Below are 24226 nucleotides of genomic sequence, written 5' to 3'. Positions count from 1 at the left end.
GTTCTCGAAACGTAAAGGCGGCATGGAAGCGCCTAAAAATGGCCGAAATCGCAGCTGACTGACTGCAAAATGAGCGGAAATATGTCGTACAATATTCTTCAGAATGCTGACAAAGCTGAAATTCGGAACGAACCGTTTCCGCATATCGTGATCGATGATGTGCTGCCCAAGGATATATTCGAACGGCTATCGCAGTCCTATCCAGATCCTAACAGGATGTCGAAAGACCGGCGCACGATGAATAATCAGCGCTACAACCTTTTGTCCCGTTGGGGAGCTACCGAATTTCCGTTCGAAGAGGCGTCTGAAGAATGGGGAAAATTCATTGAAGCCAATGAATCCGCGGCCTTTGTTGAGCAGGCATTTTCGCTGTTTCCAGAATATACGAGCGAGGAAAATGGCGAGACCAAGATAAACCTGGAACCATACGGACCGAGCCTTGCGCAGAAGATAGACACTGACCCGCTTGTATCTTTCGACGAGGTTAAACCGCGCGTAACCTTGGCAGTGAACACCCCGGTTAAGAAAAGCACCAGTGTTCGCGGCCCTCATACCGATCACGTACGCAAGGCATATGTAGGCCTCCTGTATTTTCGCCTTCCAGAAGACGATTCAACCGGTGGGGATCTGGAAATTTTCCAATGGAAAGACGGGCGGCCAAAGAGCCATTGGCCGGTCGCGGTCGACGGAGATGATGTAGAACAGGTCAAGACGATTGAATACCGTCCGAACCGCCTCATTCTCTTTCTCACAAATGACCGCGCGCTGCACGGCGTGTCACCCCGGTCAATTACCCCGCACTGGCGCCGTCTGGTAGTGATTTCCGGCTGGTTTCCGGGTGTGAATTATTCCGACACCGACACCATGCACGGTCGGCTTTCCGGAGTAGCAGCGAGGATCAAAGGTGCACTTCGCCGAGCCTTAGGCAAATAGCGCATAACGGCAAAGTGACCCGCTCCTGAATTGTAGTGGGTTCCGCACCTCAGCGGGCAGAAGCACTGCTTTGAGCAGACTGCTCGAGGATCCGGCGAACGAGAGGAATCGAGCCCCACTCATTCAGATGGTTTGAATCGGCATATGCGAATTTACCATCGTAAAGGTATGAACACTTGCCATTCCGGCAATAGAGTTCGGCAGGATCAATAACTGTTACGCCGGCCAGACCAGCGACCGCGTCCGTCAGCATACCATTCGCTTTGGCACTCGCGGCATTGTGCGTGCGCTCTGCCACCGCAATTTCGGAAATGGCTGAAATTTCACCGTTCGTAAGAAAACCAAGATTGTCGGCATGTACCTTCTGGTTTGGCACTGTCCCCACCAAAACCACCCGATGTCCGGCCTGGGTCAAGGCGCTGATGACCGAGCCCAGAGATGCAGTTGCCTGCTCGGTCGCATCTTCCCGCCATGCTTTCTGCGCAGATGGGAAAATACTCCGGCTAGCCAATGTCCACGGATGGCCGAATTCGTCCAGTTCGTCAGGCGCACGAAGATAGTTAGGCCAACGCGAAGCGAGAACCACCAGCAGGCCGGGTTTCATTTCCAGCAAGCGATTCAACGCTTCCTGATTGAATTCCGAACAGACTGGTCCGGTTGAGTTTCGCCAGTCATTGTCAAACCCGACTATGGGCGGGCAGCCACCATTGTCGAAAAGGCGCACTTCGCCCTTTGTTTGCTTCATCCATTTTTGGGCTGCCGGGTAAAGCATTCTTGCGTGGCTATCTCCCCAAAGAACCAGGCGGCTTCCTTGGGGAAGTCCGGACGCATCCAATTGGTCCAGCTCAATCGGTGCAGGCCTGACCAGTGCCCTGGTTTCTTCCGAATATCTGCTCGGCAAACCTTGGGAAACATGAAGCGCAAGACCCGCCAGCGAACCGATGGCAATGATCGCAGCGCACCCAGCGAAAGTTTGCTTCAAGCTAAAGCGGTCATAATTGCGGAATGGTTGTTCAACGAAGCGCCAGATCAAGTATGCCAAAATGATCGAAACTATCAGCAAGGCCGAGAGCAATTCAGTGGACGGATCGCCAAAGGTGACAGTCCGTGCAAGCGCGAGCAATGGCTGATGTACCAAATAGAGCGAGTAGGAAATCAGACCGACGAAAACCAATGGCCGTAGGGCGAGCAATCTATGAACGACTGAATTTGATGTATGCAGAGCAAGAAGGACTCCGGTAGCGCAAACCGGAATCAATGTAATCAGTCCCGGGTGATGGCTCCAGGAACCGAATGTAAAGAAACACCAGAACAAGGCGGCAATGGCTGCAGCCGACAATAGATTGCTTGCGATGGCTGGTAGGCGATCGACCCGATATGTCAGTTCACCCATCTGCCTAGAATGGAAGGCGCACCCTACTAGACAGCCGACAATAAGTTCGAAAATGCGGTTCAGAGTGAAAAAGAAATAGGTTGATGGAACAACATTGTTGGTTGCTTCAGCAAAAGCGAGTGAGCCCAAGCCGACAAAAGCAAGGACAACGTAAAACGCCTTGCGACTCTTTGCGACCAAAAAGGCCATCAGCGGAGCGACGACATAAAACTGTTCTTCCACCGCCAGGCTCCACGTATGAACCAAGGGGTTGGCTTCGGCGGCAGCGTCGAAATATCCCGACTTCAGCCAGAATAGTATGTTGGACGAAAAAATCGAAGAGCCAAACAGGGCCTGACCAAATTCGCGCAATTGATATGGTGGCAACAAAATAAAGGCGGAAATGGTTGTTATGAATAGAACCATTGCCAGCGCAGGCATTATGCGCAAGATTCTGCGCTTGTAAAAATCAGTAGTGCTGAAACTGTCTCGCAATGATTTGTCTGCAATCATCGAGGCGATCAGAAATCCGGATATCACGAAGAATATGTCGACTCCGACGAAGCCGCCCGGCAAGATTTTCGGAAAGGCGTGACCGATCAGCACAGGCAGCACTGCTACTGAACGCAACCCGTCGATGCTGGCCGAGTGAGATTGATGTGCAGGCGCTTGCATCTATGCGAGAGGTCCCTCTTCCCTGACCAGCTCCGAAAATACACATATGAGCCTCAGGTATGGCCGCCGCTAAATTGCCTGGCTTAGGCTGTCAACGCGCTTAAACGGCTGCCGTGGGCCAGGCGCCTCGCTCGCAATATGCTTTACAGTCTTCAAGATTTCAGTTTAGCCTATCGCATGTCGACAAAGCGGCTTTTGAAGGCTTGTGCGCGTTCTATCCTTTGCAACCCTGTGGTTGGGACCTTTGCCCTGCCTGTTGCCAAGGCGTTGCCTGGAGAAGACTGGAAAAAGCGGCTTCCGGTGGCAAAGCCCCTTTCGAAGCTCAATCTGGACGGCGCCGGCGAAGTTGTCTTGGCGCGGCCTGACCGCTGCCATGTCGCACAGGAAGTTTACTGGGGCGGCGGGAAGCTGGACACTGGGCAAGACCGGCTCGCGCTTCAGGCAGCGCTGGCTTTCGCGCGGCAGACATCTGTCTTTCTTGACATAGGTTCTTACACAGGCCTGTTCGCGCTCGCCGCAGCGCGTGCCAATCCGGAAATTCAGGCCTATGCCTATGAAATTGTGGGTGAAAACTACCTTCTTCTGTGGGAAAACGTACTTCACAACGATCTGGGCGCACGGGTTGAGCCGCGTCTTGTTGCTGTCGGCGGCGAAAATGGCGAGATCAGGATACCTTACGCCCAATCGTCCGGGCAGCTGGCATCTTCGGTGGACATCAGCTGGAGCACCGATCACGGTGTGACGGTTCCGATGCGCCGCCTGGACGACCTCCATCTGGATCACGAGGGCGAAGTATCGCTGAAAATCGATGTCGAAGGTTTCGAGATGGAAGTGTTCGACGGTGCGCAGCAATTCCTCGCGAAATACAAGCCCGATATGGTTTGCGAGGTGCTCCGCCGCGCCAAGCGCGTCCCGGAAATGATGGAAATGCTCAAGTCGCACGGATATCGATGGTTTCATATTCGGGAAGACGGATTTGCCCGCCGCGACATCATTACAGCCGACAAATTCCGGCGCGACTGGATGTTCAGTTGCAAAAGCGATGAAGAGTTGGCCAAAATGGGCCTGACACTTATCGGCTGAAGCTGCTACCGGGCGCCCAAACTAAAGAACAAATTGGAAATTATCGTGTCTGAATTGAGTCAGAACTCAAACGCTGCCGCCGAACACGGTGCGCAGGTCATTCGCACTGAAGTGAACGCGCTCACCCAGATGGCAGACAGCCTTGGTGACGATTTCGCCCACGCGGCACGGCTGATGTGCGAGACCCAAGGCCGGGTCATCATCTCCGGCATGGGCAAGTCCGGTCATATCGGAAACAAGATTGCCGCGACGCTGGCATCGACCGGGACTCCGTCTTTCTTCGTCCACCCAAGCGAGGCCAGCCATGGCGATCTGGGAATGATCACCAAGGACGACGTGTGCATCGTGATTTCAAATTCGGGCGAAACAGCCGAATTGCACGGATTGCTCGCCTACCTGACGCGCTTCGCGATACCGTTCATCGCGATGACAAAGAACGCCGACAGCACACTTGCAAGACAAAGCACCGTGGCACTTTTGCTGCCCGACGCGCCTGAGGCTTGCAGCGTTGGCATGGCACCGACCACTTCCACCACCTGCACCCTCGCCATGGGCGATGCGCTGGCGGTTGCAGTGATGCGGATGAAAGGTTTCGCCAAGGAAGACTTTCATGTTTTCCATCCCGGCGGAAAACTGGGCGCTCAGTTCGTGCGAGTCCGTGATGTGATGCACACCGGCGATGAATTGCCTGCGGTTGCTGCGGATCTGGCCATGGGCGATGTGCTGGTCGAAATGAGCGCAAAGGGTTTTGGCGTTGCAGGCGTCGTCGACGGTCAGGGAAAGCTTTACGGCGTGATTACCGACGGTGACCTGCGCCGCAATCTGGACGGCTTGATGGACCGCAATGCGGGCCAGACTGCCACCACCTCCCCGCAAATTGCCGAACCGGACATGCTGATGACCGAAGCCATGGCGATCATGAACAGCCGCAACATCAGCGCACTGCCGGTGCTTGATGATGCTGGCAGCTTTGTCGGGCTGATCCATATTCACGACTGCCTGCGCGCCGGCGCGGCCTGACATTTCAGGCTGCATGCCATGCATATCGTTCTGACCGTCAACGCCAGCTGGAACATCTGGAACTTCCGCAAGCCCCTGGTCGAGGCGCTGGTTGCAGATGGCCACGAGGTTACGATCCTGGCCCCGCGCGATGACACGGTGACCCGGCTTGAAAGCCTGGGTGCGAAACACGTCCCTCTGGAAATGGATGTGCGCGGCTTGGGCGTGCTGAACAACCTTGGTCTGGTCGGCCATTTCCGGCGGCACTTCGAGGCACTGCAGCCGGATATTGTCCTGAGCTATACGATCAAGAACAACATTTTCGGCGCGATGGCAGCACGCGGCATGGGAATACCGTTCCTTCCGAACGTGACCGGGTTGGGTACGATTTTCCTCGGCTCCCGCCCGATGTTCATGGCTGGGAAGCTGCTGTACCGCCATGCAATGGGCCGATTGCCCACCGTGTTCGTCCAGAACGAAGATGATCGCGACTTCCTGACGCAAAACAACCTGCTCAAACCGGCCCAGCTTCGCCTGCTGCCCGGTTCCGGTATCGATCTGGACGGCTTCGCTGCCTCGCCCTTGCCTGCGGCAGAAGGCAAGACGGTGTTCCTGATGATTTCGCGGCTGATCCGCGACAAGGGTGTGGGCGAATATCTGGAGGCTGCCCGGCGTGTCCGTCAGGAAAACCCCGATTGTATTTTCCAGCTGCTCGGCCCGCTCGGATCGGAAAACCGCACGGCAATCTCACAAGACGAACTGACCCCTTACACAGACGATGGATCGGTCGAATACCTTGGCGCGACGGATGACGTCCGGCCATATGTCGAGGCGGCGCACTGCGTGGTCCTGCCTTCCTACCGCGAAGGAGCGCCGCGTTCGCTGATCGAAGCGGCAGCCATGGGCCGCCCTGTTATCACAACCGATGTCCCCGGCTGCCGGGCAGTGGTCGACGATGGTGTGTCAGGGCTTCTGTGCGAGGTGCGTAGCGCCGCCAGTCTGGCTGGGGCCTGCACGGCGTTTGCAAGTCTGCCACAAGAACAGAAACAAGCGATGGGCGATGCGGGCCGGGCAAAAATGGCCCGCGAATACGACGTGTCGATCGTGATTGAGCGTTACAAGGCAGCGATGGCCGAACTTGTCGGCGCAGGGTGACGACCCTAAAGACGCCGCTGGATCATCAAATCACCGAAAGCATTGCAATGTCCCGCGACACCCTGATCGTAATTCCCGCCCGCTATGCGTCGCAGCGCTATCCGGGCAAACCGCTTGCCGAATTGCGCGGATCGACTGGAAAAGCGAAATCGCTGATCGAGCGCAGCTGGGAAGCGGCGAAACGCGTGCCATCGGGTGACCGAGTGGTGGTGGCATCGGACAGCGATGAAATTCTGGAGGCCGCGCGCGCGTTCGGTGCCGAGGCAATTTTCACCTCCAGCGAATGCCGCAACGGAACCGAGCGCTGCGCCGCATTGCTTGGCGCGCTGGACGAAGAACCGGAGATCGTGGTCAATTTGCAAGGCGACGCGCCGCTGATCCCGGAATATTTCGTCGAGAGCCTGATCGATGCCATGCGCGCAGACCCATCGGTAGAGGTCGCAACGCCGGTCGTGCGCTGCACCCGCGCGCTGTATGACAAGCTGGTCGCGGACGAGAAAAAGAACATCGTGGGCGGTACGTTTGGAGCGATTTCATCGGCCGGAAACGCGCATTATTTCTCCAAACGGATCATTCCGCATTTCGATGCCAGCAAGGCGGATGACGACAATCTGCCGGTGCTGCTGCATATCGGGCTGTATGCCTATCGCCCGGCGGCGCTGCGCAAATATGTCGCTGGCGAGCCATCCCAGCTCGAGCAGCTGGAAGGGCTGGAGCAGCTGCGTTTCCTTGATCTGGATGTGCCGATCCGCACGATCGAGGTGAAATCGCCCGAATGGGAAATCTGGGAGCTCAACAATCCCAGCGACATCCCTCATATCGAGGCATCGCTGGAAATTATGGGTCTGGAATAGCTCGGCAAATTCCCAGCAGCGGTAACCATTTTCTTTTTCGTGCGTTTCGCCTAGAGGGCCAAGCCAACATGACGCCAGTCACATGGCTTACATTTTAGAGCTTTAGCGGCCCCTCTTCGCTCTGCGCACACCGACACATTCAATACTGGACACTGAAATATGAAACTCTGCGGCAAAGATATCGGACTCGATCAGCCATTTTTCCTGATTGCCGGCCCGTGCGTCATCGAATCCGAAGATATGGCCATGCGCACATCCGAAGCGATCAAGAAGATTGCCGACGATCTGGGCATCCACTTCATCTACAAGAGCTCGTTCGACAAAGCGAACCGCACTTCCGGCACCAGCTTCCGCGGTCCAGGCCTCGATGAAGGGCTGGAAATCCTTGCCAAGGTGAAACGCGAGATCGGCGTTCCAGTGCTGACCGACGTGCATGAAAAAGAACAGGTTGCCCCGGTATCGCAAGTTGTCGACGTGATGCAGACCCCGGCGTTCCTTGCCCGGCAGACCGATTTCATCACCACCGTCGCTGCCGCCGGTATTCCGGTCAACATCAAGAAAGCGCAGTTCATGGCGCCCGGCGACATGGTCAATGTGGTCGAAAAAGCCGTCACCGCGTCCAAGGACGCAGGTCATGACGGGGACAACATCATGGTTTGCGAACGCGGCGCTTCCTTCGGATACCAGAACCTGGTTTCGGACATGCGCAGCCTTGCCATCATGCGCGAGACCGGCCGGCCAGTGGTGTTCGATGCAACACATTCTGTCCAGCTTCCGGGCGGACAAGGCAAAAGCTCCGGCGGACAGCGCGAATTCGTGCCGGTTCTGGCCCGTGCAGCGACCGCTGTGGGCATTTCCGGCCTGTTTATGGAAACGCACCCCGATCCCGCCAATGCAATGTCGGATGGCCCGAACGCAGTTCCGCTCGACTACCTCTCGCGCCTGCTCACTAGCCTGGTTGAAATCGACAAGGTGGTCAAAGGCAGCCCCTTCCTCGAAGACGAACTCGCCACTTACGGCTAACCGCCGCCAGGGCTTTCTTGTCTGGGTCACCCGTGCCGTTTAGGTAGGGATTTCGCCTGAAGGGGGGCATTCTATGTTGATGCAACATGCAGGACTGGATGCTGTACGGGAAAGCCATCCGCTTACCCGCCAGAGCGTGCAGCTGGCCTGCTATGTTCTGTTCGGGGTGATCGTGCCGCTGCTGATCTGGTTTGCCGCGCGCGCGCCAAGCCTGACCTCGCCAATTTTACAAAGCTCGGTCCCGGCGGTCATCATCGCCTGTATCGCAAGTTGGTACATTCTTGCGAAGCTGCGCCTATACGCCAAGGCGCGGCGGCTTTCCTACGTGTTGCCGGTGAACTTCCTGACTTTCACCATTGCCATGGCAGCCATTTTCGTCAGCCGGACACCCTATACGATCTCCCTGATCGGTTCGTGTTTCGTGGCGACGCTGGTGACCAGCTATGTCCTCACCGCTTTGACGCGGCTGGGCAGCAAGCCGCAATATGTTGTCGCCGGCGGCCGCGTGTCCGAACTGAAGCCACGGCCCGGCCGGCAATTGGTAGACAACGCTGAAACAGTCACGGCCATGATCGAACAGGGTGAACTGCATGGTTCGCTGGTTGGTGACCTGCATTACGATCACGAAGATCACTGGGAGCGCCTCTTTGCCAAGGCCGCGCTCTGCGGAATCCCGGTTTATCATTACCGCCAAATTCTCGAGCTGGAGACTGGTCAGGTGCGGATTGACCATCTTAGCGAGAACACGCTGGGCTCTTTGATCCCAAACCTGCCCTACATGGCGCTGAAACGCGCGGTCGATATCGTGTCGGTGCTGGTCCTCAGCCCGTTGCTGCTGGTTCTCATGCTGGCAATCGCCGCAGTCATCAGGCTGGATTCAAAGGGTTCGGTTCTGTTCATCCAGGAACGGATGGGCTTTCGCGGCGAAGTGTTCCGCATGGTGAAGTTCCGCACAATGCGCGAACGCAAGGTCGAAGAAGACGAGCTGGCGAAGCGCGAGGATTCCATGACCCGCGACGAAGACGACCGGATTACCCGGGTCGGCCGGTTCCTTCGCAAGGTACGCCTGGATGAATTGCCGCAGGCGTGGAATATCCTCAAAGGCGACATGAGCTGGATCGGCCCAAGGCCGGAAGCGATCAGCCTGTCCGAGTGGTACGAGAAGGAAATCCCGTTCTATTCCTATCGCCATATCGTTCGGCCAGGCCTGACTGGCTGGGCACAGGTCAATCAGGGCCACGTAACCGATCTTGGCGATGTGAATGCAAAGCTGCGCTACGATTTCTACTACGTGAAAAATATCTCGCACTGGCTGGATATGCTGATCGCACTGAAAACGATCCGCGTCGTGCTCGGCGGGCTCGGAGCCAAGTAACAAAGATCCAGAGGGTATCACTGCAATGCGCAAGGTCTTCATCACCGGCACCGCCGGCTTTATCGGTTTCCATCTCGCCCAGCTGCTGCTGAAAGAGGGGTTCAAGGTCGTCGGTTTCGACGGAATGACCGATTATTACGACGTTCGCATCAAGGAACGCCGCCACCAGATGCTGCTCCAGAACGAGCATTTTTCCGCCCATATCGGGATGCTGGAAGATTTCGATGCCTTGCGCGAATTGATGCTGGCGGAACAGCCCGACGTGATCGTGCATCTCGCTGCGCAGGCGGGCGTACGCTACAGTCTGGAAAACCCGCGCGCCTATCTCGATGCCAATATCGTTGGCACTTTCAACGTGATGGAATGTGCACGCGAGCTGGGTGTCGACCATTTGCTGATGGCCAGCACCAGCAGCGTTTACGGCGCCAATGAAGACATGCCGTTTGACGAGCTGGAGCGGGTTGAAACCCCGATGACGTTCTACGCCGCGACGAAGAAAGCCAACGAATCGATGGCGCACAGCTATGCCCATCTGTGGAACCTGCCGACCACCATGTTCCGGTTCTTTACCGTCTACGGGCCATGGGGACGGCCGGACATGGCGCTGTTCAAGTTCACCAAGGGTATCCTCGAAGGCACACCGATCGATATCTACAATCACGGCGAGATGTACCGCGATTTCACCTTCGTCACCGATCTGGTGCGCGGTATCCGCCTGTTGATCGATGCCGTGCCTGAGCGGCCGGAAAGCAAGGACGACATTGCCGAGGGTGACAGCCTGTCACCGGTTGCACCGTTCCGCGTGGTCAACATTGGCAACAGCGACAAGGTCAAGCTGACCGACTTCATCGACGAAATCGAGAAGCAATGCGGCGTCGAGGCGAAGCGAAACTACATGGAAATGCAGAAGGGCGATGTTCCGGCAACTTGGGCCAATGCCGATTTGCTGAAATCACTGACCGGGTACCAGCCGCAGACTGATTACCGTGACGGAATCCGGCAATTCGTCAGCTGGTACCGCGAATATTACGGCGTATGACAGCCGGGCCAAACCGGCCCTGCCTCAAACGGTTCAGCTGGCAAGACGCAATCCCGGCTTCCCGCTCGGCTTGATCGAGGCATCGGGCCATATCCCGCGCGTGTCGTAAACCAGCGCGCTGCAGCGTTCCTCAGCCGGGATCACGCGGAAGATGTCATGATCCACCAGCACGATCAGAATTCCGCAGTTTTCGAGCGCAAAATCGATATCGACCAGTTCTGCCCCGGTCCCGCTGAATTCGAGCGGGAGCTCGGCTGCATAGGGCTCCACGATTTTCACCCTGTCGCCAAACTGGCGGGCAATATTTGCGGCCACGAACCGAGCAGGGCTCTCGCGGAAATCGTCGATATTGGCTTTGAACGCGAGACCGAGGCAGGCCACTGGGACGCCCGGATTCTCTTCCACCAGCCTGCTCGCCTGCTCGACAACGTGGTGCATCTTGGCGTCATTGACCTCGCGGCCAGTGCGGATGAGCGGTGACTGTTCCGGCGCGCCGTGAATGATGAAATAGGGATCCACCGCGATGCAGTGCCCGCCCACGCCCGGGCCAGGTTGCAGGATATTGACCCGTGGATGGCGGTTAGCCAGCTTGATCACTTCCCACACATCGAGGCCCATCTCGTCCGAGATCATCGACAGTTCATTGGCAAAGGCGATGTTCACGTCGCGATAGGCGTTTTCGACCAGCTTGGTCATCTCTGCACTGCGCGCATCGGTGGTAACACAGGTGCCGCGAACGAACCGTTTGTAGAATGCCAGCGCCTTGCGCGCGCAGCGCGGCGTGATGCCTCCGATCGAACGGTCGTTATGCGTCAATTCTTCCAAAATCTTCCCGGGCAGAACGCGCTCGGGACAATAGGCGAGTGAAATGTCGGGTATTTCGTCCGTCAGGCCCGGCATTTTCAAGTCGGGACGCAGCCCGGCAATCAGATCGCGCATCGCCTCTGTCGTTCCAACCGGCGAGGTCGATTCCAGAATGATACAGTCGCCCTTCTTGAGCACTCCGGCCACCTCGGTGGCGGCTGACATGACATAGGAAACGTCAGGGGTGTGATTGCCGTCCTTCTCGAACGGGGTTGGCACTGCGATCACGAATACATCGGCAGGGGCAATCTCAGTCGATGCCTTGAGCATTCCACGCTGCACGACACCGCGAACCAGACCGTCCAGATCGACTTCCTCGATATGGATTTCGCCGCGATTGATCGTTTCGACCACGTTTTCGGACACGTCGATGCCGGTTACCGGACAATTCGCCCGCGCTATGATCGCTGCCGTCGGCAGACCGATATATCCTAGACCGATGACACAGACTTGAGGTTTTTCTTCGCCGCGCATGATTATCCCGCTGCTGGTTTCATTTGCAGCGTCCCTACGCGAGTTGGGTAAACATACCGGTAACGATAGGTGCCCGGGTTTTAGCCTTTGGCGAGAGCTTCGACGATGCGGCCAACCGCCTGGCCATCGCCAAACGGGTTGTGCGCGCGCGACATCGCCGCATAGGCATCCGGATCGTCCAAAAGGCGATTGGCCTCGGCCACTATGCGATCGGCGTCGGTCCCGACCAACTGCGCCGTGCCAGCCTCCACCCCTTCGGGCCGTTCTGTAGTCTCACGCATTACCAGCACCGGTTTGCCAAGCGCGGGAGCCTCCTCCTGAACACCGCCGCTGTCGGTCAGCATCAGAGTGCAAATATCCAGCAACCGGGCAAAATGGGGATAGTCCAGCGGTTCAATCAGCGCGACATTGTCCAGCCCATCGAGCTGCGCATTCATGACTTTCCGGACATTGGGATTGAGGTGAACGGGAAAAATCATCGCGACGTCGCCGCGCTCTGCCAGCCGGCGCACAGCATCGGCGATCGCTTCCATACCGCCGCCAAAATTCTCGCGCCGGTGGCTGGTTACGCCGATGATCCGCTTCCCTGCGAAACGCCGCTCCAGATCGGCAAGGCCGGCGGCGAGTTCGGGCTTCTGTTCGATTTCGCCGGTAATCCAGTGCAGCGCGTCGATAACCGTGTTGCCGGTCACATGGATCGCCGCAGGATCGACAGCCTCACGCTTCAATGCCGATGCAGCCGTTTCGGTCGGCGCAAAATGAAGCGCGGCGAAGCTTCCGACTATCTTGCGATTGACCTCTTCGGGCCAGGGATGATGGATGTTGCCGCTGCGCAAACCAGCCTCGACATGGGCGACGGGGATCTTGCGATAATACGCCGCCAGCGCGCCCGCCATTGCGGTTGCTGTATCGCCCTGAACAACAACCCAGTCTGGTTTTTCCTGATCGAGCACATGGCCGATGCCGGTCAGCAGATTTGCAGTCAGGCTATCCAACGTCTGGTCAGGCTGCATCAGGTCCAGATCGTGGTCGGGGGTGATCCCCGCGATTTGAAGCACCTGATCGAGCATTCCCCGGTGTTGTCCCGACACGCACACGCGTGAATCGAACCGCGAATCGGCATTCAACGCGTGAACCAGCGGAAAGAATTTTATCGCTTCAGGCCGGGTGCCGAAGACGGAGAGGATTTTGATGGGCGTGCTCATGCCGCGCGGCTTAACGCAGGAAGGTTAATTCTGCCTATGCGCCGGAAATTTCCGAGCCGAATTATTCCGGAGAGGGCAGTGGCTCAGCCTCTGCTTCTTCCTGTCCATCAGGCAGTTCGGCCGCGCGTTCACGCTCGAGCCGCTCCATATATTCACGCTCGATCGCCTCGACCCGCTCCTGTTCGGCGGCGGCGTCGGCATCAATTTCCGATAGCCGTTCAGCGCGGGCTTCTTCGATCAGCTGGCCAAACCGAATTCCGGCGTCTTCACTGCGTTCGCCATAGGCGGCATCGATCATTTTCTGAGTGCAGCCGGTAATCCCGCCTGCCCCTGCCGGGGAACAGGACAAAGTGCCGAAGCTGCCAACGGTTTCGAACTTCTCAACCCGCCTAGCCCAGGAGACGTTTTCGCCGCTTTCGCTTTCACGCAGCGTTTCAGGAATACGAAAACGCTCGCTCTCTGCCTTGCGAGCGCAAACGGTGATTTCCTCCGCAGTGGAAGGGGGGCATTCATCATCCCCGTAAACGACGACCATGTTGACCTTGTCGCCTGCCTCATCCTGCGCGGAAGCGGGGGCTGCAAAAAGAGCAGCACTGGCGAAAAGGGCGGAGGCAAGAATGCGGTTCATCGTCATAATCCAGTTCTGGGCAAATTCGTTCGCAGCATTAAATGCCGCGGGCAGTGAACACTATATGAAGCGTGCCAGCGGGGGAAGTCGTTCCCGCAAGCCGGCGATGCCTCAGACCCGCTCAGCCAATTTGATGGCAACGCGGCATCCAAGGCGAATCGCGCCCGAAAGGAGCGGATAGGCCGGGGCCTTTTCTGCGCCGGCTGCCAAGGCGGCATCACGATGTTCGCGTTCATCCTCGCGGAATTCCTCGATCATCGCGGCAAGTTCAGGGTCGGTATTGTTCTCCTCCAGCTCGTCCAGCTGGTCAGAGTAATGCTTGTCGATCTCGGTCTCGACCGCAGCGGTACACGCCATTGCAGCTTCAGGCCCGATCAGGGCGGTTCCCGCGCCCAGCGCGTAACCGGCGGCGGACCAGAACGGGTGCAGGATTGTCGGTCGCACTCCGCGCCGCGCCATTAGTGCGTTGAACTTTTCATGATGGCCGTCTTCTTGCGCGGCCATCGCTGTTATTTCTGCAGAGAGAGGATGACGGTCGCCCATAACCGCGAGCTGCCCGGCATAGATACGGGTCGCGCCGAATTCACCTGCCTGATCGACGCGGATCATCCGTTCCGTATTCGCCTGTCCCTTGGCCGGAATGCCGGCCCTGTCTGCGCTCATCGCACTGATCCTTGCTTGGTTTCCTGTTTCATCAGGCCCGTTTCATCAACAATGCCAGAATTGTCAGTCCCGCGCCAACCGAAATCAGGAAATTCCAGCCAGCCAAGCTGATGCCGAAAAGGTCCCACGGGGCGGTATCGCAGCGGATCATCGGTGCGTTCAGGATGGCATCGAGAGCGTCTGCACCGTCGGCCACGGCGGTTGTCGCGCAGCCTGTGATGCCTTCCCACCAGCCGTACTCGACCCCGGCATGAAATCCGCCGATCGCGCCCGAGGCGATGATCGCCAGTGCCGCAAGCGCGACCCACAGTTTCCGCGGTTCAATTACAGTCGACAAAAGGGCAAGGCCCAGCGCCGCAAAGTGCGGCCAGCGCTGCCACCAGCACATCTCGCACGGATAAAGGTCAAAGCCATATTGCGAGATATAGGCACCGCCCAGCAGCAGAGCAGGAATGGCCAGCGCCAATCCCTGGGCCAGACGGGCGCGAGGTGTATCAATCATGGCAGCAGGAAGTCCTTGATAAGTCGGCCTTGTTCGCGCCCCGCATTACTTGCGGCTGGCGACCGCATTGGGCGAGGTACGGCGAAGCGTTTGCAGCGCATAATGCAGCTGAAAATCCTCGACCCCCTGCGCTTCCAGTTCTGCCGCAGTCAGTTTGAAACGCGGATCATCCGCCTTGTCGGTTTCGAGGGCTTCATCCTCGAGTTCCAGTTCGTTGACCAGATGCCCGCGCAGATCCGATTCGCGCAGCTGGAATTTCGCGCGTTTTTCCAGGTCGGGATCGGACAGCTGCGGCACCTTGATATCTGGCGTGATACCGCCTTCCTGAACCGATTTGCCCGCAGGTGTGAAATAGCGCGCCGTTGTAAGCTTCAGGGCGGTATCCCGCGTCAACGGCAGCAGCGTTTGCACACTGCCCTTGCCGAAGCTACGCTCTCCCATGATCACGGCGCGGCGATGATCCTGCAGCGCACCGGCCACAATTTCAGAGGCAGACGCCGATCCGGCGTCGATCAGAACGATCAGCGGGATGTCCCGCGCAATCTCGCCGCGGAACACGCTTTCCGCATCATACAGCAAAGTCTCACCGCGGGCGCGGCCGCGCTGCGAGACAATCCGCCCCTTGTCGAGGAACAGGTCTGAAAGCGCCACGGCTTCGTCCAGCGAACCGCCGGGGTTGGAGCGCAAATCAAGCACTAGGCCGTTCATCCGGCCGGTCGCCTCCTTACGCAGACCTTGCCAGGCGGAGAACACGTCAGCGCCCACATCGCGGGAAAATTCGTTCACCGTGATCACGCCGATATTCCCGCTTTCCAGCTTGTGCGTAACAGGCTCAAGCTCAATCACGCCGCGCGTCACGGTCACGTCAAATGGTTCGTCGCGTCCTGCGCGGAACACAGTCAGGCGGATCGAAGTCCCCTCTGGCCCGCGCATACGGCTGACTGCTTCATCGAGATCGCCGCCATAGATCAGGTCGCCATCGAGATGAGTGATGTAATCGCCAGCCTTGATCCCGGCCTTTTCGGCAGGGCTGCCGCGAAATGGCGAAATGATCTTCACTGCGCCATCTTCCATGATCACCGACAGGCCGAGACCGGAATAATTGCCGTCGATCATGGTGGTGAGGCGCTCCAGATCAGACCCGTCGAGATAGGCCGAATGCGGATCAAGCGATGCCAGCATTCCGTCAATCGCACCGCGAATCAGCTTTTCGTCGTCGACATCCTCGACGTAATTGGCCTTGATTTGCTGATAGGTCGCGAAAAGTTTGGCGAACTCGGGCCCGGCGCGGCCATCAACCTGCGCCATTCCGGCAGTAGTCGCCGGGATCAGAGCGACGGCAGTCACCAGAGCGGCGGAACGAGCTAATGCGGCAAACTTCATGCAATCTGGCCTTTCGATTCAGTCGTAACTTATCGCGCAAGGTGCCTGAACACCAGATGAGGATTCTCCGCAGTCCCATCATGGGATGTTGTCAGCGCAAATATTCCAACGGGTTCACCGGCTTACCGCCGCGGCGAAGCTCCAATGTCACAACGGGAGAGCCGGTTCCTGCCACGCCCAGAGGTGATCCCGCCACCAGATCATCGCCAACCGCCACATCGGTCCGGGCGAGACCTGTGACCAGGCTGGTCCATCCGCCTTCATGTTCGAGGATCACGATCCGGTCATACCCGCGGTAAGGGCCGGCGAAAGCGACCCGCCCTTCTGCGGGAGCAACAATCTGGGCACCATCGCGGGGAGAAAGGGTGATGCCATTATTGCGCACGCCGCCTTCACCCGCTTCGCCGAATCCGGCAATGGTCCGTCCGGTTACCGGCAATTGAAAACCCGATCTGGGCCTGCTGGCGGTTGGCGTCGGGGATGGGTCAGCGACGACCGCCTGCGCACTACCGGGCTGCGCAGGCCGCATGATCGGCCCGGATAGCGACGCCAACTCTGCGCGCAGCGATCCCGCTTCGTCCAGCTGCTCGACCAGCGCATCAAGATCGCGCGCTTCCTCCGCCAAGGCCAAGGCGCGTTCGTTCTCACGGTCCGCTTCGCCGCCGGTTTGCCGCGACACCAGCCGCTGCTGCGTCTCGACCGAAGCCAGCCGGGTTCGCCGCTGGGCCAGTTCCGATTCGCTTTTCTCCAAAACGACCAAGGCCTGCTGCGCTTCTTCTTCCAAGGCGCGACCGCGATCGATTTCTGCACGCAGGGCCGCCGTCCGCTGCCGGATCTGCGGGATCGTACTCTCAAGCACGGCGCGCAAATACACCGTCTCGCGCACGCTGCCCGGTTTGAGTGCAGAAAGCGCCAAGGGGCGGCGGGCAAGCTTTTGCAGAGCGCCGGTCAGGCGCACGAGTGGCTCCCGGCGGGCAGACAGCCGCCGGTTCAGTTGCTGGCGCTGTTCATCGATCAGCCCGATCCGTGCCTCTGCGGCGGCAATTCCGGCCTCGGCCTGCTGGATGCGGGCAGCAAGGGCAGCCGCCTCGCGGGCGGTCTTCTCTGCAGCTTCGGTTGCAAGCGCGGCCTCGGCCTCCAGCTTCTTGCCGCGCGCCTCCGCTTCACGGGCGTCCTGCAGCGCCTTGTTCAAGGCTGCACGGGTCGCGGCGGAATCGCCTGATATGTCGGCTCGCTGAGCAATCGCCGCTATGCCCGCCCCTATCGGCAGCAAGGCCAGCAGTAAAACGGGGATGCGGCTGCGGATCATGCCTGTCATCCTGCCCGATGATACGGGTGTCCGGCAAGGATCGCGGTTGCCCGATAGAGCTGTTCCAGCAGCATCGCCCGAGCCATCATATGCGGCCATGTTGCCTTGCCGAAAGCGAACAGCAGATCAGCATCGCGCCTCTCGTCTGCAGAATGGCCATCGGCCGCGCCGATAACAAACCGCGTTTCACGCACGCCTTCATCGCGCCACTTGCCCAGCAGCGCAGCAAATTCTTCAGACGAAAGCTGCTTCCCGCGTTCGTCCAGCAAGACGGTGCGGCACGGAGTTTGCGGATCGCCGACCTTACCGCCGGTTTCAGGCAGTTCGGTCAGCCTGATTGGCCAGTTGATGCGTTTTTCGTATCGCGAAACCAGTTCCGCCTCGGGTGAGCGCCCGATTTTACCGCGGGCGATGACATGAAGCTGCATCGCGATTGGCTCCCTTCCGGGGAAAGTTCAGTTGCAGCCAGCTGGTCAGGTCTGGCTGCTCAGAAAGTTAGCTCAGGCGTTACCGGCGGCAACCGGCGGTGCATCGCCAAACGCCCACATACGTTCCAGATTGTAGAAGCTGCGCACTTCCGGACGGAACAGATGGACGACAACGTCACCGGCATCGATCAGCACCCAGTCGGCCGCAGGCAGCCCTTCGAGCCGCACGGGACCATGTCCCTCGCGCTTGATACGTTCGGCCAGCTTTTGCGCCATCGACGCGACCTGGCGGGTCGACCGCCCGGAAGCGATAACCATGTGATCGGCGATGCTCGATTTGCCGGCAAGCGGGATAGTGACCAGATCCTGCGCCTGATCGTCATCGAGTTGTTCGAGTACGACAGCGAGCGCCGAACCGGGTTCAGCTTCGATTTCAGTCATTGCAGCTCCGGCATTGTTTGCGGATGGGCCATTTTCGGCCAAATGTGTGTGCGCCTGAGTCATAGGCGTAAGCGATACTCCTGAATTCTTGAATTTCCGACAGGCAAGCGGACCAGCTTTTCATGCTGTCTGCGCCGCCCCCGCATCGTGTTGCGGCTCGGTCGGATAAATGGGTCGGTGGGTCACCTGGTCACGAAGCGGTCCATCTGGCATTCGCGAAAACCATTCCGGGTCGGATCGACGGATTGACGTCGCCGATCGCGGGTCGGGATCAAATCGCAATATAACCAGTGCTGGTGCGCTCCATCTGCCCCGTTTCGACAAGGTCGCCGGGGAAACACGATATTTCCCTAGCCAAGCCATCGCGGGGCTCGCGATAGCCTGCCTATCATAGCCCGGGCGGGCAATCACCGCAATCGGCATTGTTCGTGCGATTTTTCGCCATTGCCGCCAGCGGTGAAACTGGCCCAGATTGTCCGACCCCATCAGCCATACGAATTCGTTCTTGGAATATCGCCGCACGACTGCATCGAGGGTGTCGGCCGTGTATCTGGTGCCCAGCTGCTGTTCGATTGCAGTGACCTTTATCGGGGCGCGCCTGGCCTGCCGCATCGCCGAGCGGACCCTTGCGGTCAGCGGGGCCATCCCGCGCTTCGGTTTCAGCGGGTTGCCCGGCGATACCATCCACCAGACTTCATCAAGCCCGAGTGCCTTTGCGGCAAACAGGGAAATGCGCCGATGGCCGCCATGGGCTGGATTGAAACTGCCCCCGAGCAGACCGATTCTCCGGCCCTTGCTCATCGCACGCTTGCCCTGCGAATGACGCAGCGCGCCTGACTGCCCGGTTTTTCAATCATCAACTGTCGATTAGCATTCTTCGGGTATTGCGCCACCACAATGTTAGGCGCCAGCAAACCCGTGAATTATCGATTCGTTCCCGCGCGAAGTCGAAAATTTCACAATTCGCATTCAATTCATCGCGGGACTCGCTCAATTGATCCCTTCGGTGGGCACCCGGATTCGACCAGTTTGGATTCGCATGCTAGCGAGCCGCACAATAAAAAATCACGTATTGGGGTCGCTTTGGACAAGAACGTTACTGCCGACGGATGGAAATCCCGTTTGGCTGACTGGTTTCCGGATCGCGAATTTTTCATGCGATCGCAGGGGCAGGTCCGCTTCATCAAGATTTCGTCGCGCATGCAGAAAATCGCTGCTGCTGCGACCGTGTCCGCCTTGCTGGTGTGGGCCATCTCCATGGCAATCATGGCGTGGTCTCAATACCGCGCCGAGGCTGACCGCGTATCTCTGCTTGAACGCGAAGCGAAGGTTGCCACTGCGGAAGACCGGGTTGCCGAGTATGCCGACGATCTGACCAAGGTGACCAGCGATCTGGCCGCTCGTCAGGAATTTCTCGAAGCAGCCACTGCCGCCATTCCCAACGACGTAAAGTTGTCCGAAGGCGAAACGGTTACTGACTCCACCAGCGAAGCCAACGACACCGTATCGAAAGTCAGCGCGCTGATCCCGGAAGCCGGTGAACTGGCCAAAATCGAAGCCCGCCAGCTTGCTCTGGTGGAAAAGCTGACCCGATTCGCCGACCGCCGCGCAGCACGCGCCGCGCAGGCCATCCGCCAGCTGGGACTTGATCCCAAGACCATGCAGGCCCGGCTTGATACGTCGGCAATGGGTGGTCCGCTGGAATTGCTGTCTTCGGGTTCGAGCGGCGGTCTCGACCCGCGCTTCGAACGCCTCGGCCTCAGTCTGGCCCGGATGAACGCACTTGAGCGCGGCCTCGACAGCATTCCGCAGGTTGCGCCTGCGCACGTTAAAATGGTCACTTCCAGCTATGGCTATCGCCGCGATCCGTTCACCGGCGCCGCCGCGATGCACAGCGGGCTGGACTTCAAGGGCCCCCGCGGGGCTCCAATCTACGCCGCCGCGAAAGGGCGTGTCACCTATGTCGGCGGCAAATCCGGTTACGGCAAAACTGTAGAAATCAGCCACGGCAACGGGCTGATGACCCGCTATGCCCATATGTCGAACTACGCTGCCAAGGTGGGGCAAACCGTCGAAGCCGGCGATGTGATCGGCGCAATCGGCAGCACCGGTCGTTCGACCGGACCGCACCTCCACTTCGAAGTGCGCATCAACGAGCGCGCGGTTAACCCGCGACCTTTCCTGGAGAAAGCCCCCAATGTTCTCAAAGAAGCCCGATCAGGCACCCGAAGCACCCCGCAGCAGAAGAGCGACCGATAAGACAATGGCTGGCAACAACTCCACCTTTTCAGTGATCGGTTCCGACGTAAGAATCACCGGTGATGTATCCGCATCGACCGAACTGCATGTCGACGGGCGCATCGAAGGCGACATCACCTGTGCCTCCCTCGTACAGGGTGCTGACAGCGTCATCGACGGGGCAATCACCGCTGAAAGTGCACGCATGTCGGGAACGGTCAGTGGTTCGATCACAGCGCGTGAGCTCGTCATCTTGAAAAGCGCGCGGATCAAGGGTGATGTGCACTACAATGCGTTGACGATCGAACAGGGCGCGCAGGTTGAAGGCCGCTTCGCACCGCAGAATGCAGCGGGCGGCGGAATGATCTCTGCGATGGAAACCAAGAGCGGCGGCAAAGGCTCTGCCGGCGATGAAGAGCCGAAACTGACACTCGCAACCTAAGCTCTGCGGCAGGCTCGACTGCCTTTTGCCCGGGCTACGTAAATCCGGTCAGACACTAATCACAGCAGGCTGCGGCTGATCTTTCAGCCCTCTGATGCAATCTCGGCACGCAAGGCCTTGCGATCGAGTTTGCCGATCATGGTCTTGGGCAGCTCATCCCGAAATACCAGTTTCGTGACCCGCTCGTGTTTGCCGACGCGGGAGTTGAGCCACGCAGAGAGGTCGCTTTCCGAAATTTCGTGACCTTCATTGAGGGTCACGAAGGCATGCGGGGTCTCGCCAAGATAATCGTCGGGCATTCCCAGAACGAGCGTTTCCTTCACAGCCGGATGTGCGACCAGCACATTTTCGACCTGGCTCGGGAAAACCTTGAAACCGCCGACAGCGATCATGTCTTTACTGCGGTCGACAATCTTGATGAAGCCATCCTCATCCTGGACCGCAATGTCACCGGTCCGGAGCCAGCGGTCCCCATCCAGCTCGACAAATGCCGTTGCCGCTTCCTCTGGCCGGTTCCAGTAACCCTGCATGACTTGTGGCCCGTAGATGACGAGTTCGCCCGGCTCACCATCAGCCGCTGGTTTCGCCGCGTCTTCCTTGTCAACGAAGCGGACATGCGTACCGGGGACGACCTGGCCGATGGTGCCGGGTTTGCGGACCCCGTCATATGGGTTGACGGACACCACCCCGGAACTCTCCGTAAGGCCATAACCTTCGACTACCCGAACTCCGGTCTCTGCCTCGAACCGTTCGCGGACCGGCGCCGGCAGCGGTGCCCCGCCCGAGATGCAGACCTTGAGCGATGACATTTCGGTGCTTGCCAGCTTTGGGCTGTCGAGCAAGGCCTGAAACATCGTCGGTACACCGGGGAAACCTGTTGTCCGGTAGGTGCCGATGACATCCAGCACCTGCGCGGAGTCAAACCGCGGCACCATCGCGATCGACGCGCCGGTCACCACGGCATGGTTGAGCAACGCCGTGTTGGCGAACACATGGAACATCGGCAGCGCGCCCATGAAAACTTCGTTCTGGGCATTGCCAAATGGATTGATAGCCGCAACCTGCTGCGCGTTCATCGAAAGGTTGGCGTGGCTGAGCATGGCGCCCTTCGGTGCCCCAGTCGTGCCCCCCGTATATTGCAGCAAGGCCAGATCGGACGGGTCGGCTTGCGGAAGATCTTCGCATTTTGCGGTGCCGCTGCTACCGCTGCTACCGCACAGATCATGCCAGCGCAGGACCTCTTGCGAATAGGCAACCTTGGCAATTTTGCTTCGAGCGACCAGCCGCATGGCCAGCCCCTTCAGCTTCGGAATCATCGACGAAAGTTGCCCGACAACCAGTTTTTCCAGGCGAGAGCCATGCAGCACCCTTTCAGCGGTGCCATAAAGTTCGGGGACATCGACCGTAACCAGCATCCGGGTGCCGGAATCAGCGACCTGTTCAGCCAGCTCATCAACCGAATAGAGAGGGGAGAAATTGACCACCACTGCACCGGCCATCATCGCCCCGTAATAGGCGGCAACGTAGATGGGCACATTGGGCAGAAACAAACCGACGCGGTCGCCCTGCTTGATCCCGCTATTCAGCAATGCCTGCGCGAAGCACTGCGCCTCATCATAGAGTTCGCGGTAAGAGAAGGTGCGCCCCATGAAGTGCACCAGTGGAGCATCGGGCGCCCGCTGCGTACTCGCGGCGAACATATCGGGCAAAGCCATCGGAGTTAGCGGCATGTCCCACGCCGATGGGTGATGATAGGCGATGCTGGCAAACGGGTTGGGGGCACTACTTACATTCATGTAAGTTTGATGGCGCATGGAGCGGCAGCGGACAAGGGGAAATCCCCTTATCCTGCTGCAACAAGTCGAAATTATTCAAACATGCGGTGCGTCAGCCAGCAGCCGCGCACCGATCAGCAGACCGGCCGTATGGGCCGGTCCATGCAATCAGCCTTGGCCGGTTTCGCCGCCATCTTCGGAATTCTCTTCCGCACGCTTGGCTTCCAGCCATGCAGCCGCTTCCGCTTCCTGAGCCGCTTCCGAAGCAGCTTTCTGCGCTTCGTCACGTTCGGCGCGCAGTTCCGCGATCAATTTCTCGCGGTCGCTCGGGCCCTTTTCCAAGATGATATCTTCGGCTGCTTCTTCGCCTTCGACAGGCTTGATGTTCTTGGCCGCCTTGGCAACCACTGCATCGAGTTCGCGCTGCGAACACAGGCCCAGCGTAACCGGATCCTTGGGCTGGATGTTCTGGATGTTCCAGTGGCTCCGCTCGCGGATCGCGCCGATTGTATTGCGGGTCGTACCGATCAGTTTGGATATCTGCGCATCCGAAACTTCGGGGTGATTGCGCAGGATCCAGGCGATGCCATCTGGCTTGTCCTGACGCTTCGACACCGGCGTATAACGCGGGCCTTTAGTCCGGGTCACTTCAACCGGGGCTTTCTGCATGACCAGGCTATAGGACGAATCGGCCTGGCCGCGTTCGATTTCTTCCTGCGTCAGTTCGCCGGAATGCACCGGGTCGCGGCCGGTATACTTGCTACCCGCAAGGTCATCGGCCATTGCCTGCACTTCAAGAATGTGCAGCCCGCAGAACTCGGCAATCTGCTCAAAACCAAGCGAAGTGTTATCGATCAGCCAGGTCGCAGTCGCATGCGGCATCAGCGGTTTTGGTTGGTCAGCCATGATGTTCTCCGCCCAATCGGGCTCTGGATTTTCCTGAATCAATACCAACAGGAAAAACGTCTGAAAATAGAAGGGCCGCCCCTTTCGGAGCGGCCGCTTGCCTGGTGATTTAGTGCATGGCCCCGCTTTGGGCAAGCACTTCCGCTGATTGGCCGGATTCGTGCGAAGAATTCGGTCACACGATCAAGGAATTGTGCGTGCGGATATTCCGCTCCCGGCTCCGCCCTCACCGGATCCTCGCCAACAATGATTACGCTGCAGAACCGGGCGAGACAGTCAGGGAAAGCCAATGCCAGGCGCCTGTCCGGAAGGTCGGGCACGATAGGGAACTGAACTGTCGCAGGGAGACAACACGGACGTCATGGCGCCACTGGCGCAAAATCTCGCATGTCGTCGTCAATATGTGGACCAATGCGTTTGTCTGCGGCGACCATGTATCGATGACGTTCGCAATGGGCTG

At 58.6% G+C, this 24226-nt stretch carries 23 protein-coding genes; 10 read left to right on the top strand and 13 right to left on the bottom strand.

Annotation, left to right across the window (positions count from 1 at the left end; all coding sequences use genetic code 11):
* Positions 1 to 69 precede the first annotated feature (69 nt).
* Positions 70 to 933 (top strand): 2OG-Fe(II) oxygenase, encoded by an 864-nt coding sequence (locus GRI43_RS11140; protein WP_160731179.1) that lies wholly within the window; start codon positions 70 to 72, stop codon positions 931 to 933.
* A 49-nt stretch (positions 934 to 982) separates the two neighbouring features.
* Here the strand turns inward: GRI43_RS11140 and GRI43_RS11135 are convergent, their stop codons facing one another.
* Positions 983 to 2980: an acyltransferase family protein gene (locus GRI43_RS11135; RefSeq protein ID WP_160731178.1), complete on the bottom strand. Its 1998-nt coding sequence runs from the start codon at positions 2978 to 2980 to the stop codon at positions 983 to 985.
* Between the two features lie 300 nt (positions 2981 to 3280).
* On the opposite strand from GRI43_RS11135, the gene GRI43_RS11130 reads away from it, so the two are divergent.
* From GRI43_RS11130 to GRI43_RS11100, 7 genes are all read left to right on the top strand, one after another.
* Entirely contained in the window at positions 3281 to 4063 is a 783-nt protein-coding gene (locus GRI43_RS11130) for an FkbM family methyltransferase (protein WP_160731177.1), read from the top strand.
* Between the two features lie 45 nt (positions 4064 to 4108).
* On the top strand, positions 4109 to 5083 hold the full coding sequence (locus GRI43_RS11125) for a KpsF/GutQ family sugar-phosphate isomerase (RefSeq protein ID WP_202391704.1): 975 nt from the start codon (positions 4109 to 4111) through the stop codon (positions 5081 to 5083).
* A gap of 18 nt (positions 5084 to 5101) precedes the next feature.
* The gene (locus GRI43_RS11120; RefSeq protein ID WP_160731176.1) at positions 5102 to 6217 is read left to right on the top strand and encodes a glycosyltransferase family 4 protein; all 1116 of its coding nucleotides are present in this window, start codon (positions 5102 to 5104) and stop codon (positions 6215 to 6217) included.
* Between the two features lie 47 nt (positions 6218 to 6264).
* Positions 6265 to 7071: a 3-deoxy-manno-octulosonate cytidylyltransferase gene (locus tag GRI43_RS11115; protein WP_160731175.1), complete on the top strand. Its 807-nt coding sequence runs from the start codon at positions 6265 to 6267 to the stop codon at positions 7069 to 7071.
* Positions 7072 to 7230: 159 nt separating this feature from the next.
* A complete protein-coding gene (gene kdsA / locus GRI43_RS11110; protein WP_160731174.1) occupies positions 7231 to 8094 on the top strand; it encodes a 3-deoxy-8-phosphooctulonate synthase in 864 nt (287 codons plus the stop codon).
* 73 nt (positions 8095 to 8167) lie between these two features.
* A complete protein-coding gene (locus tag GRI43_RS11105) occupies positions 8168 to 9469 on the top strand; it encodes a sugar transferase (RefSeq protein ID WP_235903737.1) in 1302 nt (433 codons plus the stop codon).
* Between the two features lie 25 nt (positions 9470 to 9494).
* Positions 9495 to 10508, top strand: a complete 1014-nt coding sequence (locus tag GRI43_RS11100) for a GDP-mannose 4,6-dehydratase (RefSeq protein ID WP_160731173.1) — start codon at positions 9495 to 9497, stop codon at positions 10506 to 10508.
* A gap of 33 nt (positions 10509 to 10541) precedes the next feature.
* Here the strand turns inward: GRI43_RS11100 and wecC are convergent, their stop codons facing one another.
* The 10 genes from wecC to GRI43_RS11050 form a co-directional block, all read right to left on the bottom strand.
* The gene (wecC, locus tag GRI43_RS11095; protein ID WP_160731172.1) at positions 10542 to 11846 is read right to left on the bottom strand and encodes a UDP-N-acetyl-D-mannosamine dehydrogenase; all 1305 of its coding nucleotides are present in this window, start codon (positions 11844 to 11846) and stop codon (positions 10542 to 10544) included.
* An 80-nt stretch (positions 11847 to 11926) separates the two neighbouring features.
* A complete protein-coding gene (gene wecB / locus GRI43_RS11090; RefSeq protein ID WP_160731171.1) occupies positions 11927 to 13051 on the bottom strand; it encodes a non-hydrolyzing UDP-N-acetylglucosamine 2-epimerase in 1125 nt (374 codons plus the stop codon).
* A gap of 61 nt (positions 13052 to 13112) precedes the next feature.
* Positions 13113 to 13679, bottom strand: a complete 567-nt coding sequence (locus GRI43_RS11085) for a hypothetical protein (protein ID WP_160731170.1) — start codon at positions 13677 to 13679, stop codon at positions 13113 to 13115.
* Between the two features lie 111 nt (positions 13680 to 13790).
* The gene (locus GRI43_RS11080) at positions 13791 to 14342 is read right to left on the bottom strand and encodes a demethoxyubiquinone hydroxylase family protein (RefSeq protein ID WP_160731169.1); all 552 of its coding nucleotides are present in this window, start codon (positions 14340 to 14342) and stop codon (positions 13791 to 13793) included.
* 31 nt (positions 14343 to 14373) lie between these two features.
* Positions 14374 to 14844: a disulfide bond formation protein B gene (locus GRI43_RS11075; RefSeq protein WP_160731168.1), complete on the bottom strand. Its 471-nt coding sequence runs from the start codon at positions 14842 to 14844 to the stop codon at positions 14374 to 14376.
* A 45-nt stretch (positions 14845 to 14889) separates the two neighbouring features.
* The gene (locus tag GRI43_RS11070) at positions 14890 to 16227 is read right to left on the bottom strand and encodes a S41 family peptidase (protein ID WP_160731167.1); all 1338 of its coding nucleotides are present in this window, start codon (positions 16225 to 16227) and stop codon (positions 14890 to 14892) included.
* Between the two features lie 91 nt (positions 16228 to 16318).
* The gene (locus GRI43_RS11065; RefSeq protein ID WP_235903736.1) at positions 16319 to 17536 is read right to left on the bottom strand and encodes a murein hydrolase activator EnvC family protein; all 1218 of its coding nucleotides are present in this window, start codon (positions 17534 to 17536) and stop codon (positions 16319 to 16321) included.
* A gap of 5 nt (positions 17537 to 17541) precedes the next feature.
* On the bottom strand, positions 17542 to 17964 hold the full coding sequence (locus GRI43_RS11060) for a 23S rRNA (pseudouridine(1915)-N(3))-methyltransferase RlmH (RefSeq protein ID WP_160731165.1): 423 nt from the start codon (positions 17962 to 17964) through the stop codon (positions 17542 to 17544).
* Between the two features lie 72 nt (positions 17965 to 18036).
* Positions 18037 to 18405: a ribosome silencing factor gene (gene rsfS / locus GRI43_RS11055; RefSeq protein WP_235903735.1), complete on the bottom strand. Its 369-nt coding sequence runs from the start codon at positions 18403 to 18405 to the stop codon at positions 18037 to 18039.
* A gap of 120 nt (positions 18406 to 18525) precedes the next feature.
* Positions 18526 to 19206, bottom strand: a complete 681-nt coding sequence (locus tag GRI43_RS11050; RefSeq protein WP_160731163.1) for a nicotinate-nucleotide adenylyltransferase — start codon at positions 19204 to 19206, stop codon at positions 18526 to 18528.
* Positions 19207 to 19527: 321 nt separating this feature from the next.
* Here GRI43_RS11050 and GRI43_RS11045 point away from each other — a divergent pair, with 321 nt between their 5' ends.
* Together GRI43_RS11045 and GRI43_RS11040 are read left to right on the top strand one after the other, a co-directional pair.
* On the top strand, positions 19528 to 20664 hold the full coding sequence (locus tag GRI43_RS11045) for a M23 family metallopeptidase (RefSeq protein WP_235903734.1): 1137 nt from the start codon (positions 19528 to 19530) through the stop codon (positions 20662 to 20664).
* A 4-nt stretch (positions 20665 to 20668) separates the two neighbouring features.
* On the top strand, positions 20669 to 21085 hold the full coding sequence (locus GRI43_RS11040) for a bactofilin family protein (protein WP_202391703.1): 417 nt from the start codon (positions 20669 to 20671) through the stop codon (positions 21083 to 21085).
* Positions 21086 to 21168: 83 nt separating this feature from the next.
* Here GRI43_RS11040 and GRI43_RS11035 read toward each other — a convergent pair whose 3' ends face one another.
* Positions 21169 to 22881, bottom strand: a complete 1713-nt coding sequence (locus GRI43_RS11035; RefSeq protein ID WP_160731161.1) for a long-chain-fatty-acid--CoA ligase — start codon at positions 22879 to 22881, stop codon at positions 21169 to 21171.
* Between the two features lie 147 nt (positions 22882 to 23028).
* The gene (locus tag GRI43_RS11030) at positions 23029 to 23766 is read right to left on the bottom strand and encodes a DUF1013 domain-containing protein (RefSeq protein WP_160731160.1); all 738 of its coding nucleotides are present in this window, start codon (positions 23764 to 23766) and stop codon (positions 23029 to 23031) included.
* Between the last annotated feature and the right edge of the window lie 460 nt (positions 23767 to 24226).

It is taken from the genome of Pontixanthobacter luteolus, assembly GCF_009828095.1.
Classification (GTDB): Bacteria; Pseudomonadota; Alphaproteobacteria; order Sphingomonadales; family Sphingomonadaceae; genus Pontixanthobacter; species Pontixanthobacter luteolus.
The sequence above is the reverse complement of the archived record's forward strand: the minus strand, read 5'-3'. Positions and strand labels throughout refer to the sequence as shown.

Excerpts from the sequence above, each read along its gene's own strand:
- GRI43_RS11060 (WP_160731165.1), bottom strand. The coding sequence starts at position 17,964 with ATGCAGCTTCATGTCATCGCCCGCGGTAAAATCGGGCGCTCACCCGAG.
- GRI43_RS11120 (WP_160731176.1), top strand. The coding sequence starts at position 5,102 with ATGCATATCGTTCTGACCGTCAACGCCAGCTGGAACATCTGGAACTTC.
- GRI43_RS11100 (WP_160731173.1), top strand. The coding sequence starts at position 9,495 with ATGCGCAAGGTCTTCATCACCGGCACCGCCGGCTTTATCGGTTTCCAT.
- GRI43_RS11140 (WP_160731179.1), top strand. The coding sequence starts at position 70 with ATGAGCGGAAATATGTCGTACAATATTCTTCAGAATGCTGACAAAGCT.
- GRI43_RS11105 (WP_235903737.1), top strand. The coding sequence starts at position 8,168 with ATGTTGATGCAACATGCAGGACTGGATGCTGTACGGGAAAGCCATCCG.
- GRI43_RS11040 (WP_202391703.1), top strand. The coding sequence starts at position 20,669 with ATGGCTGGCAACAACTCCACCTTTTCAGTGATCGGTTCCGACGTAAGA.
- wecB (WP_160731171.1), bottom strand. The coding sequence starts at position 13,051 with ATGAGCACGCCCATCAAAATCCTCTCCGTCTTCGGCACCCGGCCTGAA.
- GRI43_RS11115 (WP_160731175.1), top strand. The coding sequence starts at position 6,265 with ATGTCCCGCGACACCCTGATCGTAATTCCCGCCCGCTATGCGTCGCAG.
- GRI43_RS11080 (WP_160731169.1), bottom strand. The coding sequence starts at position 14,342 with ATGAGCGCAGACAGGGCCGGCATTCCGGCCAAGGGACAGGCGAATACG.
- GRI43_RS11135 (WP_160731178.1), bottom strand. The coding sequence starts at position 2,980 with ATGCAAGCGCCTGCACATCAATCTCACTCGGCCAGCATCGACGGGTTG.
- GRI43_RS11065 (WP_235903736.1), bottom strand. The coding sequence starts at position 17,536 with ATGATCCGCAGCCGCATCCCCGTTTTACTGCTGGCCTTGCTGCCGATA.
- rsfS (WP_235903735.1), bottom strand. The coding sequence starts at position 18,405 with ATGACTGAAATCGAAGCTGAACCCGGTTCGGCGCTCGCTGTCGTACTC.
- GRI43_RS11085 (WP_160731170.1), bottom strand. The coding sequence starts at position 13,679 with ATGAACCGCATTCTTGCCTCCGCCCTTTTCGCCAGTGCTGCTCTTTTT.
- GRI43_RS11035 (WP_160731161.1), bottom strand. The coding sequence starts at position 22,881 with ATGAATGTAAGTAGTGCCCCCAACCCGTTTGCCAGCATCGCCTATCAT.
- GRI43_RS11075 (WP_160731168.1), bottom strand. The coding sequence starts at position 14,844 with ATGATTGATACACCTCGCGCCCGTCTGGCCCAGGGATTGGCGCTGGCC.
- wecC (WP_160731172.1), bottom strand. The coding sequence starts at position 11,846 with ATGCGCGGCGAAGAAAAACCTCAAGTCTGTGTCATCGGTCTAGGATAT.
- GRI43_RS11070 (WP_160731167.1), bottom strand. The coding sequence starts at position 16,227 with ATGAAGTTTGCCGCATTAGCTCGTTCCGCCGCTCTGGTGACTGCCGTC.
- kdsA (WP_160731174.1), top strand. The coding sequence starts at position 7,231 with ATGAAACTCTGCGGCAAAGATATCGGACTCGATCAGCCATTTTTCCTG.
- GRI43_RS11050 (WP_160731163.1), bottom strand. The coding sequence starts at position 19,206 with ATGAGCAAGGGCCGGAGAATCGGTCTGCTCGGGGGCAGTTTCAATCCA.
- GRI43_RS11030 (WP_160731160.1), bottom strand. The coding sequence starts at position 23,766 with ATGGCTGACCAACCAAAACCGCTGATGCCGCATGCGACTGCGACCTGG.